Below are 17,824 nucleotides of genomic sequence, written 5' to 3'. Positions count from 1 at the left end.
CTTGCGAAAGGCCTTATCACGTTCGCATCAGTGGGATTGCGGCAAACTGTTCTTCCGCAATAAGGTCCTTCGCAAGCTCGGGATGACAGATTTGAACATTGAATCAACTATGACATTTGAAGTAATCGAATGGCTCGCGGCAGTCGTCGCACTGGTACAGCGCTTTGCAGGCCGTGGAGCCAAACTGGCTGACCAGATGCGTGTGCTCCGACTTGCAGAGCGGGCAGCGTACGGCCGTTTCTTTCCCAAATAAATTGAGGACGTGGCCACTGGCTGTCCCGTCAATCGGCGGGGCGATGCCGTAGGCTTCCAGCTTCTCGCGGCCGGCTTTAGTCATCCAATCAGTAGTCCAGGCCGGGCTTAGCTGATTGTTGATAGTCAGCTTGGTATAACCTTCCGCCATCAGCCGCAGCCGGATATCGGTGGCAATGGTATTCATGGCCGGGCAGCCCGAATACGTGGGCGTAATGCTCACCGTAATCTGCTCGCCCTCCACGCGCACGGCCCGCACAATGCCCAGGTCCAGAATGCTGAGCACGGGAACTTCAGGGTCGGTCACTTCTTCCAGCAGCTGCCAGATGTGGGCTTCGGCGGGAGGCGCGGGCGCTACCATGTCAGACCGGGAAACGTGCGCTGCATGTATTGCAGCTCGGTCAGAATATAGCCCAGATGCTCGGTGTGGCGGCCGTCCTTGCCGCCAGTCAGCATGAAAATCTGCTGCGGAATGGCAAGCGTGGCTTCCGTCAGCACGCGCTCGGCGTGGGCCGTCATGCTGGCCTGAATATCCTCGTATTCCGGAATCAGGCCCATGGCTTGCAGCGATTTTTCCAGCGCCGTGGGCGTCGTCAGCTCGCCCGAGAAGCGCCACAGCTCCGTAATGGATTTCTCCACGCGGCGGCGGCTTTCCGCCGTGCCGTCGCCCAGCCGGATTATCCACTCTGAGCTCCACTTGAGGTGGTAAGTGGCTTCCTTCAAGGACTTTTCGGCGATGGCAGCTAGCCGCTCATCGGCATTAGTGAGCAGCTGCTTGAGAAAGTGGTAGTGGAAGTTATCGAACAGAAACTGCCGCACCACGGTGTCGGCAAAGTCGCCGTTGGGCTGCTCCACCAGCAGCGGGTTGCGGTATTCAGTGGCGCTGCGCAGGTAGGCGAGGTCGTCTTCGGTGCGCCCCTGCCCTTCCAGCTCGGCGGCGTATTGGTAGAGGCTGCGGGTTTCGCCCAGCAAATCGAGCGCGATGTTGGCCATGGCCAAATCCTGCTCCAGAATGGGCCCGTGCCCGCACCATTCGCTCAGCCGGTGGCCCAGAATCAGGCTGGTATCGGCGAGCTGCAACACGAACTGAAACAGCTGCTGCCGCACCGCCGGCGTGTACGTAGCCAGGGCCGGGTTTTCCGTCGAAGCAAATTGCATATCATCCTGCATTACATGTGTTTAATGGAATCCGGCACCTGGTAGAAAGTGGGGTGTCGATACACTTTATCATTGGCCGGGTCGAAGAAGGCTTCCGCATCATCCGGGTTGGAGGCGTGGACGTGCTTCGACTCCACCACCCAAATACTGATGCCTTCCTGCCGACGCGTGTACACGTCGCGGGCATTCTGGATGGCCATCGCGGCGTCGGCCGCGTGCAGGCTGCCAACGTGCTTGTGGTCAAGCCCCTGCTTGCTGCGGATAAAGACCTCCCACAGAGGCCATTCGGATTGATTCATCTTTATTACTTAGAAAGTAGAACGTCATGCAGAGCGCAGCGAAGCATCTTGCCCGTCACAACTAATCCAAGCGGTTTAATTGCGTTGTGCAGTAACGATGCTTCGCTGCGCTCTGCATGACGCTCTGAAAATTATTGCTTGTAATGCTACGCCGCTACCAACTCTCGCTCAGCGCGCTTGGCCGCGTGCGCCATGGCGGCCTCGCGCACCCAGGCACCTTCCTCGTGGGCCTTCACGCGGGCCCCGAGGCGGTCGCGGTTGCACAGGCCGTTGCCTTTCACCACCGCCCAGAACTCGTCCCAGTTCACCTCGCCGTAGTCATAGGCCTGGCGGACTTCGTTCCACTGCACTTTTTCGTCGGGCACAGTCAGGCCCAGGAATTCGGCCTGGGGCACCATCATATCCACGAATTTCTGGCGCAGCTCGTCGTTGGTGAAGCGCTTGATGCGCCAGTTCATGCTCTGGGCCGTGTTGGGCGAGTCCTCGTCTTTGGGGCCGAACATCATCAGCGTGGGCCACCACCAACGGTTCAGGGCTTCCTGGGCCATGGCTTTCTGCTCGGGTGCGCCTTCGCACAGCGTCTGCATTATCTCGAAGCCCTGGCGCTGGTGGAAGCTTTCCTCCTTGCACACGCGCACCATGGCCCGGGCATAGGGGCCGTAGGATGTGCGGCACAGCGGTACCTGGTTCAAAATGGCGGCACCGTCTACCAGCCAGCCCACGCAGCCCATGTCGGCCCAGCTCAGCGTTGGGTAGTTGAAAATGCTGGAATACTTGGCTTTACCCGAATGCAGGTCGGCCAGCATCTGGTCGCGGGTGGTGCCCAGCGTTTCGGCCGCGCTGTAGAGGTACAGGCCGTGGCCCGCCTCATCCTGCACCTTGGATAGCAGAATGGACTTGCGCTTGAGCGAAGGGGCCCGCGTAATCCAGTTGCCCTCGGGCAGCATCCCAACCAACTCCGAATGAGCATGTTGCGAAATCTGCCGAATCAGCGTCTTGCGGTAGGCATCGGGCATCCAGTCCTTGGGCTCGATGCGCACGTCGGCATCAATGCGGGCCTGGAACTGTTCTTCGGGGGTAAGGTGCTGGGTGGGATTTTCCATAGGAAGTCAACAAATACTAACAAGCGTTAGTTTCTCAAAAGTAGCGAAGAAACCGTTAATATGCGCGGCTCATACTTTAACCGAGTTATCACCCAATATGTCCTGCACATACATCATTTTAGTGAGTACAATGAGGATGGCCATGATGGGCGTGGCCAAAATCAGCCCAAAAATGCCCGCATAGGAGCCGATAACCAACTGCGCAATAAAGATGAGGGCGGGCGGCATCGAAATTAAGCTTTTCTGAGCCAGCGGCGTGAGAATATTGCTCTCTACAGCCTGCACGCCCAGGTAGAGCAGCACAATATAAAGAGCTTCCTGCGGGCCGCCATTAAAGAAAGCCAGCAAAATAGCCGGAACCATAGCCACCAGTGGCCCCAAGTTGGGAATGAAGGTGACGAGGCCGGCAAACAGCGCCAGCGCGCCCACCAGCGGCATGCCCAGCGCCCACAGCCCCAGGGCGGTGAGCACGCCCACCATCGTCATCGAAAAAAGCTGCCCCAGAAACCATTTAATGAGCGTTGAGCTCACTTTATCCAGCACTTCGTTGGCCCGGTCGCGGCCGGCTTTGGGCACCAGCATCACGATGCCGGCCCGGTACAGCTTGGGCTGAATGGCAATGAACAGCGCCAGAAATACCACCACATACACATCAGCCAGCACACCGATAGTAGTCGAAAAGATGCCCGTGGCCCGGCCCAGCCACTCCGAGCCACCCCCCAGAATCTTCTTGTAGCTCAGGTTTTCCTGCGACAGCCATTCGCCCCAGCGGGTGCCCGCAATGCGCTCCTGAAAGCTGCGATAAGCCTCCGGCAGCTGCTCGCGCATCTGGCTGGCCTGCTCGCCAATCCGGGCTGAGAACAGCCAGCCCATGGTGCCCAGCAGGCCCAGCACCAGCAATGCTACCACCGCCAGCGACAGGCCATTTGGTAGCTTGATGCGGCGGTGCAGCCACTCGGCGCCGGCCCGCAGCGGCAGCGCAATGAGCAGCGCCGCCAGCACCCGCAGCAATACGGCGAAGGCCGTGCCCAGCAATCCCGTTATCAGCAGCACCGCCAGGGCAATGCCGACCGTAATGCCCACGCGGCGCACAAAAACATGCTGCGACAATCGGCTAGTAACGGGCGTAAACTGGTCCATCCGGCGGCGTTAAAGCGTTGGCAACTACTGGTCGAAGTCCACCGCTACCGTTTCGGTGGTGGGGCGGGCCTGGCAGGTCAGCACGTAGCCTTTGGCTATTTCTGTATCCGACAAGGAGTAATTTACGTCCATTTCTACCTTGCCGGCCGTCACGCGGGCGCGGCAGGTGCTGCACATGCCGTTTTTGCAGGAATACGGCGCATCCACGCCGGTTTCCAGCAGCGCATCGAGGATGGTATTGCCGTAGTACGACATCTCCAGCACGCGGGTATTGCCGTCGAGCTGCACCGTTACGCGGCTATGCTTGTCGTCTTCGCCCACGGGCGGCAGCTTGGGCTTGGGCGCCCCGGCGGCCCCGGCATTGGCCGAGCCAAACATCTCGAAGTGAATCTTATCCAGCGTCACGCCGGCCTCGGTGAGGGCGGCACGCACGCCGTTTATCATATCCTCCGGCCCGCAGATGAAGCACTCGTCAACCTGGCTGGCGGGCACAATCTTGTCCAGAAACTGCGCGGCCTTGGCCTGGTCGATGCGGCCGAACAACAGGTCCGATTCGCCCTGCTCACGGCTCAGCACATGGTACACGCTGAGCCGGTTCAGGAACCGGTTTTTCAGCCCTTCGATGCCTTCCTTAAAAATGATGGAATTGCGGCCCCGATTGCCGTACACCAGCGTAACCTGGCTGCCCGACTCAGTGAGCAACACGGTTTTGATGATGCTGAACACCGGCGTAATGCCGCTGCCGGCCGCAAAAAACAGGTAGTTTTTGACCTGCTCCGGATGTAAAGAAGTGTGAAAGTGGCCGGCGGGCGGCATCACGTCCAGCTCCTCGCCCACGCGCAAGACATCCACGGCCAACGACGAAAACCGCCCCTGCGGCACCTTCTTGATGGCCACCTGCCACTCGCCTTCCAGCGGGCTGCTGCAAATGGAATACGAGCGCCGCAGCTCCTCGCCATTGTGCTCGCGCCGAAACGTGAGGTACTGCCCCTGCGTGAACGCAAACGTCTCGCGCAGTTCCACCGGCATGTCCAACGATACCACTACGCTGTCCGGGGTTTCCCGCTGAATGCGCTTGATTTTTACTTTATGGAAGCGGCTCATTATTAATTTTTTGCCAGGCCATTCAACAGAATGGTCATGATATCATCTTCCAGCTCCTGCGCCGTGACGCCCCGGCCCGGCCGGTACCATAGCTCCACCCACCGCACCGCCGACAAAATGGTGAACAACGCCACCGAGGCATTCACGGGCCGAAACTCGCCGGCGGCGATGCCGCTTTCAATCAGCGCCGCGAAGCCCTTCTCGTACTGCTTGCGGGCGTCTTTAAATTGCTCCAGCTTGCCGCTGGTCAGGTATTTCCAGTCGTTGTTGGCCACCGACACGGCCGCGCCGTCCTCCAGCATCAGGTTGATGTGCAGGCGCAACAGCTGCTTCAGCTTGTCGCCGTTCGAGCCGGACATCTGCTCCACATCAGCCAGCTGCGCGATGTAGGTATCGGAAACGTGAAAGCAGAGGTGCTCCAGAATCTCATCCTTCGACTTGATGTGGTTGTACATGCTGGCTGCCTCCATGCCCACTTCGCCCGCTAGGTCACGCATCGACGTACCGCCGAAGCCTTTCAGCTTGAATAGCTTAGCGGCCTCGTCCAGAATAATCTGGCGCTTGTTCAGTTTCTTGCTCATGCGCTAAGCGGGCAAGGACAGGGCGTGGCAGTCCGGCTGCAATACAGCGCAAATTGCTCAATATCAGAATTGAGGACCATACAATGAGAAAGCGAAGGGTGGGAATTGGGTAGCTCAAAGGTACAGCCGCCTATTAAACTAACAAATGTTTGTTATTGCCTGGCGCTCATTCCGGCCACCCGCAGGGTTGGGTAAGCGCCAATCATCTCGGCATATTTTGGCAATGCAACCACAGTTTCCCACTACTTTGCAAGTAACATCATATTTTCAATAATTTTATCGTCTTAATTATCAGTCTAGTGAGTGTTCACTTACAGATAGTGAGCTAACACTCATTTTAGAAAACAAAAGCTTCCCTACCTTTGTCTCGCTGCCGAGCAACATCTCACCCATTTGCCAGGCAGCCAAATTCCCACGTTCTGTTTAACCAGATGAACTCCCACCCCGTCTGGAAACATTTGCTGAAAATGACGTTGCCTTCGCGCTAGAGGGTTCCAACAACCAGTTTATCAGCCTATTACAGCCGGCTAAATCGAATACGTTCGATTTAGCCGGCTGTACCTTTTGGGGGTAATCTGAGCCATTGGGGTTTTTAATCCGGATGGCTTAGAGTACCTTACCTAAAACTCGCATTTTCCCAGCCCGAAGCCGTTATTTTGGGCATTCATCTTCTTCATCCGGTCTGGCCAATGACCAGTCATTCTAAAATCGAACAAACGGCCCTGCAGCTCTTCGGTGAGCGCGGGTACGACAATACCTCTACCCTGCTCATCGCAAAGACGGCCGGGGTTTCCGAAGCCTTGTTGTTCAAGTATTTCCTGAGCAAAGAGAAGCTTTTTGAGTACCTGATTAAACAGGGCTTCCAGCGCATTGTGGAAGCCAACCGGGGCATTCTCGCCGAGAAAGACCCCCGGGCGCTGATTGAGAAGACCATCGACCTGCCCTACAAGTTGGTGCACGACGAGCCCGATTTCTGGAAAGTGCAGGACAAGGAGTTTAGCAAGCCACTGGTACAGAAGTATTTTCAGCGCTTCATGAGCCCCATTGATAGCCTCCTGAAACAGGCCTTTGTACAGCTGGGTACTGATGACCCGGAAATGATGACGCTGCGGCTGCTGCTGCTTATCCAGAGCCTGTGGCGCAACCTGCTGTATGAGCACGATGAAAGCCTGCTGCGCGTGGGTGAACACCTCAAAAACACGTATGTGCAGGGACTGCCGCTACCCAAATAAAGCAAGGTTTGATAAAAATTCAGCGTGCTTTTATCAGCAAACAACCAATTGATTGTCAAATAATTAAATAATAAAAACCCCTTACTGAATAAGCTGCTACCCGGGTAGTGAAAGGCCGGCTTCTCAACGTTTACATCTACGGTTCCCAATTTTGCGTTGGTAAAAGTGCCGTTCACTTTTCTTGCCCATGCCCCATCACGCCGTTCACCGCTTGCTGCGCCCGCTATTGCTTTGGCGGGCACGCCACATCAGTGAGCGGATGTATATGCTCATTCTGAGCATGTTGGTGGGTGCGGCGGCGGGCCTCGCGGCAGTGGTACTGAAAAACTCGGTTCACTGGGCCCAGGAGATGCTGCGCATGGGTATTTCGGAGCCCAACCGGGTATTTGCGCTTTCGGTGTACCCGGTTATCGGCATTGCGCTCACGGTTCTTTTCACCAAGCTGTTTCTGGGCGGGCAGCTGGGGCGCGGCATTGCCCCCATCATCTACAACACCGCCCGGGAAGGCAGCGTGGTCCCGCGCTCCAAGCTGTATTCGCAGCTGGTGACGGCCTTTTTTACGGTCACGTTTGGGGGCTCGGCCGGCACCGAGGCCCCAATTTCGGTTACGGGCGCGGCCATTGGCTCCAACGCGGGGCGGATACTGCACCTGGACCGGCGGCGGCGGCGGCTGCTCACGGGCTGCGGGGCGGCGGCGGGCGTGGCGGCCATCTTCAACTCGCCCATCGCGGGGGTGCTGTTTGCGGTCGAAACCATTTTGCTGGAGCTGCCGGCGCAGTATTTCATTCCGCTGCTGATTTCGTCGGCCACGGCCACGGTGATTTCGAAAGCCCTGTACGAAGGCCAGCCATTCGTGCTCATCACCACCAGCTGGCCGGTCGATGCGGTGCCGTTTTACGTGCTGCTGGGGCTGTTCACGGCCTTCTTTTCAGTGTATATGATTCGGACCTACCACTGGTTCGACCGCTTTTTTGAGCGTTGGCCGGGCCTGAACTGGCGCAAGGTACTCGTGGCGGGCAGTGCGCTGGGCGGGCTTATTTTCCTGTTTCCAACGCTGTATGGCGAGGGTTACAACACGGTGGAGCTGCTGCTGCGCGGCCACGCCGACCAAATCACGGATGGCAGTATATTCTCTGTTTATCAGGATAATAACCCCTGGCTGCTGCTAGTACTGGTGCTGTTCAGCATGATGCTGAAGGTGGTAGCCACGAGCATTACGGTGGGCGGCGGCGGCAACGGCGGCATGTTCGGCTCGTCGCTGTTTGCGGGGGCACTGGCGGGGTTTTTCTTTGCCCGGCTCATCAATTTGAGCGGGCTGGTACACATTCCGGAGGTGCATTTTGTGGTGTTGGGCATGGCGGGTACGCTGGCGGGCGTGATTCATGCGCCGCTCACGGCCATTTTTCTCATTGCCGAGATTACCGGCGGCTACGCGCTGTTTGTGCCCCTGATGGTGGTTACCAGCAGCTCCTACCTGATTACCAAATACTTCGAGCCGTATTCGGTGTATACGCGCAAGCTCACGCTGAAGGGCGTGGACGTATATGCCAACCGCGACCGCGGCCTGCTGGCCCAGCTGGACCCGCGCAAGCTGCTCGAAACCGATTTTGTGCCCGTGCGGCCCAAAACGACGCTGGGCGAACTGGTGGATATTTTCCGCCATTCGTCGCGCAATTTGTTTCCGGTGGTGGCAGCCGGGGGGCGGCTGCTGGGCGTGGTCAGCCTCGATTCGGTGCGCGATGCGCTCTTTGATGATGCCCACTACGGCACCACCAGTGTGCGCGAGCTGATGAAGCCCGCCCCGGCCGTAGTAGGCCCCAATGATGACCTGGAACACACCCTCAGCCTGCTCGACCGCCACGGGGCGTGGGCCCTGCCGGTTTGTGAGGAGGACGGCCGCTACCTGGGCTTCATTCTGAAATCGGCTATTCTGGCGCGCTACCGCAAGCAGCTGATTCAGGAAAGTGAGGCTTGATGCTACACTTGAAGTCTGTCTAAATAGGCGCTGAAAAGCACGTTATGCTTCGCTCCGCTCTGCATGACGCCCTATTTGGATAGGTTCTTAATGAGGAATGAAGAATGAGGGATTTACTTTTGTGAGGTTGTTTATTTTCACCTTTCACTCTCAACTCCTCATTCTTAATTCTTCACCAAGCATCGCGATAATCGGTGGCGGCCCGGCGGGCTTGCTGGCTGCTCAGTGGCTGGCCGGGCGCGGCTGGAAAGTGCAGCTTTTTGAAGCGCAGGGCACCGTGGGGCGCAAGTTTCTGGTGGCGGGGCACGGCGGCTTCAACCTAAGCAATTCGGAAGATGCCGCGCATTTTGCTGGGCGCTACGGGGCCGCAAGCACCCGCTTCGGGGCGCTGCTGGAGCACTTCTCGGCGGCTGATTTGCGGGCCTGGGCCGCTGACTTGGGCATTGAAACCTTTGTGGGTACCAGCGGGCGCATCTTTCCGGTAGCGGCGCACAAGCCCGCCGATTTGCTGCGGGCCTGGCTGGGGCAGCTGCGCGAGCTGGGCGTTGAAATCAATACCCGCCACCGCTGGCTAGGCTTTGCGGGCGCTACCGGCCTGCGCCTGCGCGATGAAAGTACCCGAGCCGGGGCCGGCCGCGAATTCATCATCGAGCCCACGGCTACGGTATTGGCGCTGGGCGGCGCAAGCTGGGCCAAAACTGGCTCCGACGGCGCGTGGGTACCGCTGCTGGAGGAAATTGGGGTGCCGGTAGTGCCCTTCGCGCCGGCCAACTGCGGCGCGGAAGTAGGCTGGTCGTCCTTCTTCCAGGAAAAAGTAGGCCGGGCACCGCTCAAAAACATTGCCCTGCGTGTGAACGACGGCCCGGCCGTGCGCGGCGAGCTCATGCTCACCGACTACGGCTTGGAAGGCACGCCGGTGTACGCCCTCACTCCCGGGGTGCGGGCCGCCCGGGCGGCGGGCGGGCCGGCCGTGCTGCACCTCAACCTCAAACCCGACCTCCCCGCTGCCACGCTCCTGCAAAAGCTGCGGCAGCCGCGCGGCAAAGCCTCCTTCCCGGAGTTTTTGAAGAAAACGCTGCACCTGGGGCCACCCGTGCCCACGCTGCTGCGCGAGGTAGCCCCCGAGGCGGCGACTTTGCATCCGGAAGCGTTGGCGGCCTTGCTCACGGCGGTGCCGCTACACGTTGCCGGTCTGCGGCCCCTAGATGAGGCTATTTCTACGGCAGGCGGCGTCGCCTTCGCGGCCGTAGACGAGCACCTGATGCTGCGGCTGCGGCCCGGCACCTTCGTGGCCGGCGAAATGCTGGACTGGGAGGCACCGACTGGCGGCTACCTGCTGCAGGGCTGCTTCAGTACCGGGGCGTGGGTGGCGCGTGGAGTGGCGTTGCGCTTAATGAAGAATGAGGATGATAACCTTCCTTATTCCTGATTAAACACGGAGCTTTTTAGCTTTTTTATCGGCTTCGCGGAGGATTTCGCGGGCTTCGCCAAGCAGGCGGCGGCCGGGATTTAGTTCGTCGCGGGCGATGAGGGCAAACAGCAGGAAGAAAGAAACCAGCGGCAGCAGCCAGCCCAGCGCAAACCATAGCCAGAACGACCGGCCCCGGCTATCGGCGCAGTACCCGGTCAAAATCGGAATAAAAGATATGGCCACCACCACCACAAAAAGCATGTCGATGAAAGGCATAGGCTTGCGGAGTTGGAGAGGTGAGGGCGAGACGGCTACCATAGCCGGCGTGGTACCGAAGATACGGCTTTTGGATAAATGATTTAAGCAGTCAGGCAGGAAATTTGTTTCGGCAGACCACTATCCGGCCATTTTTTGCGTAGTTCGGGCTGAAGTCGGGCCCGCAGCGGGGTTCGGCCGTTCTGTATTTGCCCATGTGGGAACACCAAAGTCTGTTTCGCGTTTCTGCCCAACTCTTTGCCGAGGGGGTTTTTAATCTCCTCGACCGCAATTTGCGGCCCGAGGTTTTCTTGCTGGGATTTGCCTCGGCCAAGGAAGGCGACGAGCCCGATTCCGTAGTGCTGGAGCCGGTTTCCGTGCGCTATTCGCCGGCCGATTTTCGGGACGTGAAATCCAATGCCACGGCCCTCGAAGCCAATAAAGGCCCGCAGGGCTCGGTGTACCACCTGCACCCCAACGACCACGACCGGTTTGAGAAGCAGCACTGGTACGAGCTGATGTGCCAGGCCACCGAAAGCATCCTGCAAAACATTAATACCAGCCGCCACGAAAGCCGCCGCTCGTTTTGCTCTACGCCGGTGAGCCTGCAGGGCTACCTCGTGACGGTGGTGCTGCAGATGTCGGCCGATTGCTACGATAATTACTACGCGCTGCCCAAGCCCGGCGCGGGCCGTCCCGCCAACCTGCCCCACGCGGCCGTGCTGGAATTTCTGCACGACTGCACCCGCGCCCTGCGCGAAGCCGACACCGCCGACAACGACCAGCCCGTCCTCGACCGCGATTACAACGAAGTGCTGCGCTCGGCCGGCCGCCGGCTGATGCTGCGCGTGGCCCCCGCCGGCACCCATGGCCTGTACGACGCCTGCAACGGCGTGGCCGCCCTGCGCCACGAGGGCGACGAAGGCATCGGGACCATGCTGGTGAGCCGCCGCCAGCACCCGGCCGTGGTGCCCGTGCTCACGCTGGAAACGCCCGTGCCCATGCGCGACCACCGCTCCATTCGCAAGCTGCTGGAACTGAGCGAAGGCTATACGGCCCTGATTTCGGATGCCTCGCACGTCTTTGGCCTGGGCCAGCTCGTGCCCGAGTCCGACTCGCAGTTTGAGCCGCTCGTGACGGTGCATTTCACCAACCACTACAGCTGGGAGGTGAGCCACGCCGGCCACGTGCTCATGCGCGTGGTGAGCAACACGCCCCGCCTGCCCCAGGGCCAGGTGGCGGCCGAAAACTTCGCCCGCATCGTGCGAATCGTATTTCCCAGCCTCGACCACGACAGCATTGGCTACCTCTGGGATTTGGCCCAGCAGGCCACCAAGCAGCCCAACGGTACCATCCTGGTTATCACCACCGGAGCGGTCAACGAGGCCAAACGCCTCACCCGCCAAAGCTTCCGCGTGGTGCCGCGCATCATGACGCCCTCCGTGCTGCGCCTCGTCACCAACATCGACGGGGCCGTGCTCATCGAGCCCAACGCCATGTGCCACGCCATCGGCGTCATCCTCGACGGCCTGGCCACCGAAAGAGGCGACTCCTCCCGGGGCTCGCGCTACAACGGGGCCCTGCGCTACGTGAGCAGCAGCAAATACCCCGTGCTGGCCGTGGTGGTGAGCGAGGATGGCTGGATTGATTTGCTACCGAGCTAGGAATCGCCTGTCATTGCGAGGGGGCACGATATTCCGCGAATTAAGCGGCGTCAATCCGTCCTGTCAAAACCAGATGCTTTTTTCAATAACAGAACGCCCCGGCACTACTCAGTACCGGGGCGTTCTGTTATTGAAAAAAGCTTTGTCACATCTCGGAATTGGTTGCATTAGAGCGGTTTCCTATTCCGTGTACAGATTTTCACCTATTTTTCGGTATGAAAGCCTATTCGATTGATTTGCGGGAGCGCGTGGTGGCCGCCTGTGCCCTGCCAGGGGTCCGCATTTATCAGGTGGCGGCCCAATTTAGGGTATCCATCTCCTTTGTGGACAAACTCTTGTGCCGGCAGCGCACCACGGGTTCGGTGGCGGCCTTGCCGCCCAGCGGCGGTCCTGCGCCACGGCTGGACCCGGCGGGCCGGGCGCAGTTGCTCGTCTGCCTGGGCCAGCAGCCCGACGCGACGCTCGACGAGGTGCGGGCGGCTCTGGCGGCGGCCGGCGGGCCGGCCCTGAGTCGCACGGCCGTGTGGCGGGCCGTGGAAAGCATGCGCTGGGGCCGCAAAAAAAAAGCGTTCACGCCGCCGAACGCGATACGGAGCGGGTCGTAGCCTTGCGCCGCTCGTTCGTGGAGGCCGTGCAAGCGGAAGACTGGACGCGCTTCGTGTTCGTGGACGAGACCAGCACCAACCTGACCTATTGCCGCCGCTACGGCCGCGCCCCGCAGGGCCGGCGCGTGGACCAGGCCGTGCCCTTGCACGGCGGCCCCAACGTGACGCTCATCGCCGCGCTCACGCCCAACGGACTCGGGGCCCTGTTAAGCGTGAACGGCGCCGTCAACGGGGACGTGTTTACGGCCTACCTCGACCAGGTGCTGGGTCCCACACTGCGGCCGGGCGACGTGGTCGTGCTCGATAACCTGTCCGTGCACAAGGTAGACGGGCTGGAGCAGGTGGTCCAAAAATACGGGGCGCGGCTGCTATATCTGCCCCCGTATTCCCCCGATTTTAACCCGATTGAATTGGCCTTCAGCAAACTTAAAACCTGGTTGCGCAAGGCCCAGGCCCGCACCCGTGATGCGCTGGAAGAAGCCATTCGCACGGCGGCCGAATGGATAAGCGAGCACGATGCCAAAAACTGGTTTGACCATTGCGGCTATCATGTACACTGAATTGGAAACTGCTCTAAGAGAACGGTTTAGCTATACTTTCCTTCGTTACCATGGCCTGTGCGCTCGCAATGATAGGCCAAAAACTGAACTTGCCGCAGCATTTCACACTACTTATAAAGTCCTTGCTAAACTTCTGTCAGCAACAAAAACCCCGGTACTGCACAGTACCGGGATTTTGTCACATCTCAGGGTTGGTCGCATTCAGAGAACGGATTAGCTACGCTTTCCTTCGGTTGCCACGACCTGCGGCCTCGCAATGTGAGGCATTACCCGTTCACCGAGCCCATCATGGCCTCGGGGTATCGCTGGCCGGCGGCGGCTTTGCCCTTCGGCGCGATTTCATCCAGTTGGGCCAGCTCGTCCTTGGTCAGTTCCACTTCCAGTGCGCCCAGGTTCTCTTCCAAATATTTCACGCGCTTGGTGCCGGGGATGGGCACAATTTCCTCGCCTTGGGCCAGCACCCAGGCCAGGGCCAGCTGGCTAGCGGTGCAATGTTTCTGCTTGGCCAGGTCATTGATTCGGGCCACTAAATCGAGGTTTTTCTGGAAGTTTTCGCCCTGGAAGCGGGGTGTGTGGCGGCGATAGTCATCCTCGGCCAGGTCTTCGAAGCGCTTAATCTGGCCCGTGAGGAAGCCCCGGCCCAGCGGCGAATACGGCACGAAGCCCACGCCCAGCTCGCGCATGGCAGGGAGAATCTCGTCCTCCGGCTCGCGGCTCCAAAGCGAATATTCAGTTTGTAGGGCCGCGATGGGGTGCACGGCTACGGCCCGGCGCACGGTGGCCGGCGCGGCCTCGCTCAGGCCCAGAAAGCGCACTTTGCCCTCCTCCACCAAGCGGCTCATAGCCCCCACAGTTTCCTCGATGGGCGTGTTGGGGTCCACGCGATGCTGGTAGTACAGGTCGATGTGGTCGGTGCCGAGGCGCTTGAGACTGGCCTCGCAGGCTGCTTTCACGTATTCGGGCCGGCCGTTGATACCGCGCCGGGTGGGGTCATTGAGGTCGCGCTGAATGCCGAATTTGGTGGCCAGGATGATGCCGTCACGCTTGCCTTTGAAAGCGCGGCCCACCAGCTCCTCGTTTTTGAAGGGGCCGTACATATCGGCGGTATCGAAGAACGTGACGCCCAGTTCCAGAGCGCGGTGCAGGGTGCGGGTGCTTTCGGCATCGTCCTGACCGGCGTAGAAGTCGGACATGCCCATGCAGCCCAGGCCTAGGGCCGATACAGTAAGGCCGGAGCGGCCCAGTTGGCGGGTTTTCATAAATGGTGATTTGGTGGATTGGTGAATTTAAATCTGTTATCCTGAGCGTAGCGAAGGACCTTATCACCGCTGAGCTGTTTGCATTAATAACAAAAGGCCTCAGCCGTGATAAAGTCCTTCGCTACGCTCAGGATGACAAACTGGTTACTTCCACTTTTGATTTCGCACCTATTCCAATCCCTTGCCTCCCACGCGCCTCACCCTTCCCTCATGGCTACCGGCCGTACCTTTGCCCCGTGAAAAGCTTCCTTAAAAATGCGCTCCGCGCCGCCGTCGTGGCCTCCGTGCCCGTCTTGGCCGCCTGCTCCTCCCCCAATAAGCCCATCAGCGAAAACGGGGCGGCCTCGCCCGCCAGCGCCGCCGAAATGGCCCTCATGGACCAGCACGACTCCCTGATGGCCCAAACCAGCAAGCTCTACGAGTTCAAAGCCAAGCTCTCCGGCTATCACACCGAGGCTGTATCGCCCTACATTCACGGCCTGCTGGCTGCCGATGCCGCCATGATGGGCTGGATGCACCAGTACAAAGCGCCCGATACCACGGCCGCACCCGCCACCCGCCTGGCTTATTTCGAGCAGCAGCGGCAGGTGCTCGATACCGTGCAGCGCCAGTATAAATCGACCCTCGACTCGGCCACCCGCTTCACCACCGAGCACCCCGCCGCCGGCGATGTCCGGCCTTCTTCCAAGTAACTCCCGATGTTCAAACGCCTCCTGCTGCTGGCCCCCCTGGCCGCCACCCTGCTCACCACCGCCTGCACCGAGCCGCCCAAAGAGGCCGTCACGCTGCCCATTATGGGTGAGCGCGACGTGCGCCCCCGCGCCGACGGCGGCCCCGCCGATACCGTGTTTGCCACCGTGCCCCGGTTCCGCCTCGTGGACCAGGCCGGCCAGACCATTACCAACCAAACCTTCGCCGGCCGGGCCTACGTGGCCGATTTCTTCTTCGCCACCTGCCCGGGCATTTGTCCCAAAATGCAGGCTGAGCTGCTGAAAGTGTACGCCAAGTTCGGCCAGGACCCGCGCCTGTCCATCCTGTCGCACACCATCGACCCGGCCCACGACACTATCCCCGTGCTCAAGGACTACGCCCAGCGCCTCGGCATCACGGATGCCAGCCGCTGGCACTTTGCCACCACCGGGGCCCACGGCGAACCCACGGCCAAGGACACGGTATTTCAGCTGGCTAAAGCCTACTTCACCGCCGCCCAGCCCGACCAGCAGGCCCCCGGCGGCTTCGCCCACAACGGTACCTTCGCCCTCGTGGACGACCAGGGCCGTATTCGCGGCCTCTACGACAGCCTCAATCCCAAGGAAGTGACCCGCCTGCTGGCCGAAATCCCGGTGCTGCTGACCGAGATTGACGGGCGCAAAAAGGGCGTGACCGGGAAGTAAGCACGAAGCACGATGTAGGGGCGGGGCTTGTCCCCGCCCGCCATTGAACGGCACCGTTGTAACGATGCGACCGTCCGGGCGGGAACAAGCCCCGCCCCTACATCGGTAACTACGCACCAACCCGAGTTTTTTACTACTCAATGCCCTTTCGCCCCCAATTTCTGCTCCCAGCCTTGCTCCTGCTGCTCTCCGGCTGCTTCAGCAACAACCGCCACCAGGGCGAAAAGCTCTATGCCCAGCACTGCGCCAGCTGCCACGGCGACCAGGGCCAGGGCCTGGCCCGCCTAATCCCGCCGCTGGCCGGGGCCGACTACCTGGTGGACCACCGCGACGAGCTGGCCTGCCTGCTCCGCAATGGGCAGAACGAGGTAATTGTGGTGAACGGCGTTGGCTACCACAACATCATGCCCGGCAACAAGGGCCTGAGCCCCGCCCAGCTCACCAATTTGCTCAACTACATTGAGAGCCACTGGGGCAACGAAGGAGCTCCGCGCACTATTAGTGACGTGCAGGCTCAGATTGATAAGTGCCACTGAGGGGCATTCAGGCGTTTATCATTATTTGTCAATCTGAGCGCGGCGAAGGACCTTATCAAATCTGGACAGCTGCGATAATCCAAACGGGATAAGGTCCTTCGCCGCGCTCAGGATGACAAACGACTGGTTCCGTTTTCCTTATCCGAACACACGCCCAACCCTCATTTCCCCCTCCCCGAACCCGTTTTTCGCCGTAGATTGCACCCCAATCCACCAGCAACTCTGAATTCCCCATGGGCCTCTTCGACTTCCTCAAAAACAAAACCGGCGACGAAACGCCAGCTACTCCTGCTGTTCCCTCCATATCTTCGGCCCCGGCCGAAAAGCCCGCCGGCGGTCCCCGCTACCAGGGTGCCAAGTTCACGGCCCCGGTAGAGGGCGTGCCGGCCGTGCCCACCTTCCAGATGCCCGAGCCGGAGCCTTTCCCCTTCGAACCCCAGAACGTGCTGGAGCAGCTGCTGCTGCTGGCCGCAACGGACGAAAACGCCCGCCCCGCCTTTTATCAGGCGCTGTTGCAGGAAGAAATCCTGATGATTCTGGCGCCCATGGAAGGCATCGGGACCGGCGAGGTCGTGCTCGCCGAAGGCCAGGAAATCCAGCTGCAGATTCTCAACGATGGTAAGCTACCCATCTTCTCCTCACCCCCCCGCCTCACCGATGGCGGCGTGGATAATGGCCTGGTGAGCTACGTCCGCATTCCCGGCCATGCGTTCTTTAACATGGTGCAGGGCCAAGACTGCGTGCTGAACCCCTTCTCGCCCGCCGGCAAGCTCCTGCCCAAGGACGAATTGGCGGCCCTGCTCAACGGCCAGCTCACCGGCCCGCTCTCGCCGGCCGGCGGCGATGCCGAGGTGATGCTGAGCCAGCCCGCCGACTACCCACAGGCCGTGGCCGACGCCATTGCCGCCTGGGCCGTTACCCAGCCCCACATCGAAGCCGCCTTCCTGGCCCAGATGCAGCTGGCCAACAACCCCGAGGTGCCCCGCCTGCTCCTCGCCTTTACCAGCACCGCCGCCGACCCCAGCTTTATGCAGGACCTCGGCCCCGTGCTTCAGGGCCAGACCGACGCCTTCCAGTTTGTGGATTTGATGCTGCTGGATATGAATTCGGAAGAGGGCGTGAACCCGTACTTCCGCACCATTGAGCCGTTTTACAAAGCGGGTTAAGCAGTTACCTGGTCACCGAATGCTCAGAGCGTCATGCTGAGCTTGCCGAAGCATCTCGACCGCAGCAGTAATTAGTTACGCTTCGCGGTCGAAATGCTTCGGCAAGCTCAGCATGACGCTCTTTTTTTGC

The 17,824-nt window shown here is 60.1% G+C and carries 19 protein-coding genes; 10 read left to right on the top strand and 9 right to left on the bottom strand.

What is annotated here, in order from left to right:
- Positions 1 to 103 precede the first annotated feature (103 nt).
- From paaD to KQ661_RS11320, 7 genes are all read right to left on the bottom strand, one after another.
- A complete protein-coding gene (gene paaD / locus KQ661_RS11350; RefSeq protein ID WP_216688470.1) occupies positions 104 to 613 on the bottom strand; it encodes a 1,2-phenylacetyl-CoA epoxidase subunit PaaD in 510 nt (169 codons plus the stop codon).
- Positions 607 to 1,410, bottom strand: coding sequence for a 1,2-phenylacetyl-CoA epoxidase subunit PaaC (gene paaC / locus KQ661_RS11345; protein ID WP_216688469.1), 804 nt, complete (start codon positions 1,408 to 1,410; stop codon positions 607 to 609). Before paaC ends, paaD begins: the two co-directional genes overlap by 7 nt.
- Positions 1,411 to 1,421: 11 nt before the next feature.
- Positions 1,422 to 1,709 carry a 1,2-phenylacetyl-CoA epoxidase subunit PaaB gene (gene paaB / locus KQ661_RS11340; RefSeq protein WP_168675518.1) on the bottom strand — a complete coding sequence of 96 codons (288 nt, stop codon included), beginning with the start codon at positions 1,707 to 1,709 and terminating at the stop codon, positions 1,422 to 1,424.
- 146 nt (positions 1,710 to 1,855) lie between these two features.
- Positions 1,856 to 2,812, bottom strand: a complete 957-nt coding sequence (paaA, locus tag KQ661_RS11335; protein ID WP_216688468.1) for a 1,2-phenylacetyl-CoA epoxidase subunit PaaA — start codon at positions 2,810 to 2,812, stop codon at positions 1,856 to 1,858.
- 69 nt (positions 2,813 to 2,881) lie between these two features.
- Positions 2,882 to 3,922, bottom strand: coding sequence for an AI-2E family transporter (locus KQ661_RS11330; protein ID WP_235726964.1), 1,041 nt, complete (start codon positions 3,920 to 3,922; stop codon positions 2,882 to 2,884).
- Between the two features lie 54 nt (positions 3,923 to 3,976).
- Complete coding sequence (locus KQ661_RS11325) at positions 3,977 to 5,056, bottom strand: 2Fe-2S iron-sulfur cluster-binding protein (protein WP_216727093.1); 1,080 nt, start codon at positions 5,054 to 5,056, stop codon at positions 3,977 to 3,979.
- Positions 5,057 to 5,058: 2 nt separating this feature from the next.
- Entirely contained in the window at positions 5,059 to 5,637 is a 579-nt protein-coding gene (locus KQ661_RS11320; RefSeq protein WP_168673287.1) for a TetR/AcrR family transcriptional regulator, read from the bottom strand.
- 689 nt (positions 5,638 to 6,326) lie between these two features.
- On the opposite strand from KQ661_RS11320, the gene KQ661_RS11315 reads away from it, so the two are divergent.
- From KQ661_RS11315 to KQ661_RS11305, 3 genes are all read left to right on the top strand, one after another.
- A complete protein-coding gene (locus KQ661_RS11315) occupies positions 6,327 to 6,869 on the top strand; it encodes a TetR/AcrR family transcriptional regulator (protein ID WP_168673288.1) in 543 nt (180 codons plus the stop codon).
- A gap of 187 nt (positions 6,870 to 7,056) precedes the next feature.
- Complete coding sequence (locus KQ661_RS11310; protein ID WP_216688465.1) at positions 7,057 to 8,844, top strand: chloride channel protein; 1,788 nt, start codon at positions 7,057 to 7,059, stop codon at positions 8,842 to 8,844.
- A gap of 127 nt (positions 8,845 to 8,971) precedes the next feature.
- Entirely contained in the window at positions 8,972 to 10,273 is a 1,302-nt protein-coding gene (locus tag KQ661_RS11305; protein ID WP_216727092.1) for a BaiN/RdsA family NAD(P)/FAD-dependent oxidoreductase, read from the top strand.
- Here KQ661_RS11305 and KQ661_RS11300 read toward each other — a convergent pair whose 3' ends face one another.
- Complete coding sequence (locus tag KQ661_RS11300; protein WP_216688463.1) at positions 10,274 to 10,531, bottom strand: hypothetical protein; 258 nt, start codon at positions 10,529 to 10,531, stop codon at positions 10,274 to 10,276.
- Positions 10,532 to 10,725: 194 nt separating this feature from the next.
- Here KQ661_RS11300 and KQ661_RS11295 point away from each other — a divergent pair, with 194 nt between their 5' ends.
- The 3 genes from KQ661_RS11295 (at position 10,726) to KQ661_RS11285 (ending at position 13,339) form a co-directional block, all read left to right on the top strand.
- A complete protein-coding gene (locus KQ661_RS11295) occupies positions 10,726 to 12,174 on the top strand; it encodes a diadenylate cyclase (protein WP_216688462.1) in 1,449 nt (482 codons plus the stop codon).
- A gap of 215 nt (positions 12,175 to 12,389) precedes the next feature.
- Positions 12,390 to 12,779 carry a COG3415 family protein gene (locus tag KQ661_RS11290; RefSeq protein ID WP_216690426.1) on the top strand — a complete coding sequence of 130 codons (390 nt, stop codon included), beginning with the start codon at positions 12,390 to 12,392 and terminating at the stop codon, positions 12,777 to 12,779.
- Positions 12,698 to 13,339 carry an IS630 family transposase gene (locus KQ661_RS11285; protein ID WP_216727091.1) on the top strand — a complete coding sequence of 214 codons (642 nt, stop codon included), beginning with the start codon at positions 12,698 to 12,700 and terminating at the stop codon, positions 13,337 to 13,339. The genes KQ661_RS11290 and KQ661_RS11285 overlap by 82 nt, the downstream gene beginning before the upstream one ends.
- A gap of 266 nt (positions 13,340 to 13,605) precedes the next feature.
- Here the strand turns inward: KQ661_RS11285 and KQ661_RS11280 are convergent, their stop codons facing one another.
- Positions 13,606 to 14,598, bottom strand: coding sequence for an aldo/keto reductase (locus KQ661_RS11280; RefSeq protein ID WP_235726963.1), 993 nt, complete (start codon positions 14,596 to 14,598; stop codon positions 13,606 to 13,608).
- A gap of 236 nt (positions 14,599 to 14,834) precedes the next feature.
- Here KQ661_RS11280 and KQ661_RS11275 point away from each other — a divergent pair, with 236 nt between their 5' ends.
- From KQ661_RS11275 to KQ661_RS11260, 4 genes are all read left to right on the top strand, one after another.
- Positions 14,835 to 15,290: a hypothetical protein gene (locus tag KQ661_RS11275; RefSeq protein WP_216727090.1), complete on the top strand. Its 456-nt coding sequence runs from the start codon at positions 14,835 to 14,837 to the stop codon at positions 15,288 to 15,290.
- Between the two features lie 6 nt (positions 15,291 to 15,296).
- Positions 15,297 to 15,992, top strand: a complete 696-nt coding sequence (locus KQ661_RS11270; protein WP_216727089.1) for an SCO family protein — start codon at positions 15,297 to 15,299, stop codon at positions 15,990 to 15,992.
- A gap of 140 nt (positions 15,993 to 16,132) precedes the next feature.
- On the top strand, positions 16,133 to 16,528 hold the full coding sequence (locus tag KQ661_RS11265) for a c-type cytochrome (protein ID WP_216725929.1): 396 nt from the start codon (positions 16,133 to 16,135) through the stop codon (positions 16,526 to 16,528).
- A 233-nt stretch (positions 16,529 to 16,761) separates the two neighbouring features.
- Positions 16,762 to 17,694, top strand: coding sequence for an enhanced serine sensitivity protein SseB C-terminal domain-containing protein (locus KQ661_RS11260; RefSeq protein WP_216727088.1), 933 nt, complete (start codon positions 16,762 to 16,764; stop codon positions 17,692 to 17,694).
- The last annotated feature ends 130 nt before the right edge of the window (positions 17,695 to 17,824 follow it).

The sequence above is a fragment of the Hymenobacter siberiensis genome (assembly GCF_018967845.1).
Lineage (GTDB): Bacteria > Bacteroidota > Bacteroidia > Cytophagales > Hymenobacteraceae > Hymenobacter > Hymenobacter siberiensis.
Note: the sequence above shows the minus strand (reverse complement) of the source record. Positions and strands in the feature narration are given on the sequence as shown.

Coding starts and splice junctions, on each gene's coding strand:
- paaB (WP_168675518.1), bottom strand. CDS start 1,709: ATGAATCAATCCGAATGGCCTCTGTGGGAGGTCTTTATCCGCAGCAAG.
- paaA (WP_216688468.1), bottom strand. CDS start 2,812: ATGGAAAATCCCACCCAGCACCTTACCCCCGAAGAACAGTTCCAGGCC.
- KQ661_RS11280 (WP_235726963.1), bottom strand. CDS start 14,598: ATGAAAACCCGCCAACTGGGCCGCTCCGGCCTTACTGTATCGGCCCTA.
- KQ661_RS11300 (WP_216688463.1), bottom strand. CDS start 10,531: ATGCCTTTCATCGACATGCTTTTTGTGGTGGTGGTGGCCATATCTTTT.
- KQ661_RS11320 (WP_168673287.1), bottom strand. CDS start 5,637: ATGAGCAAGAAACTGAACAAGCGCCAGATTATTCTGGACGAGGCCGCT.
- KQ661_RS11310 (WP_216688465.1), top strand. CDS start 7,057: ATGCCCCATCACGCCGTTCACCGCTTGCTGCGCCCGCTATTGCTTTGG.
- paaD (WP_216688470.1), bottom strand. CDS start 613: ATGGTAGCGCCCGCGCCTCCCGCCGAAGCCCACATCTGGCAGCTGCTG.
- KQ661_RS11315 (WP_168673288.1), top strand. CDS start 6,327: ATGACCAGTCATTCTAAAATCGAACAAACGGCCCTGCAGCTCTTCGGT.
- KQ661_RS11270 (WP_216727089.1), top strand. CDS start 15,297: ATGTTCAAACGCCTCCTGCTGCTGGCCCCCCTGGCCGCCACCCTGCTC.
- KQ661_RS11295 (WP_216688462.1), top strand. CDS start 10,726: ATGTGGGAACACCAAAGTCTGTTTCGCGTTTCTGCCCAACTCTTTGCC.
- paaC (WP_216688469.1), bottom strand. CDS start 1,410: ATGCAATTTGCTTCGACGGAAAACCCGGCCCTGGCTACGTACACGCCG.
- KQ661_RS11325 (WP_216727093.1), bottom strand. CDS start 5,056: ATGAGCCGCTTCCATAAAGTAAAAATCAAGCGCATTCAGCGGGAAACC.
- KQ661_RS11265 (WP_216725929.1), top strand. CDS start 16,133: ATGCCCTTTCGCCCCCAATTTCTGCTCCCAGCCTTGCTCCTGCTGCTC.
- KQ661_RS11290 (WP_216690426.1), top strand. CDS start 12,390: ATGAAAGCCTATTCGATTGATTTGCGGGAGCGCGTGGTGGCCGCCTGT.
- KQ661_RS11260 (WP_216727088.1), top strand. CDS start 16,762: ATGGGCCTCTTCGACTTCCTCAAAAACAAAACCGGCGACGAAACGCCA.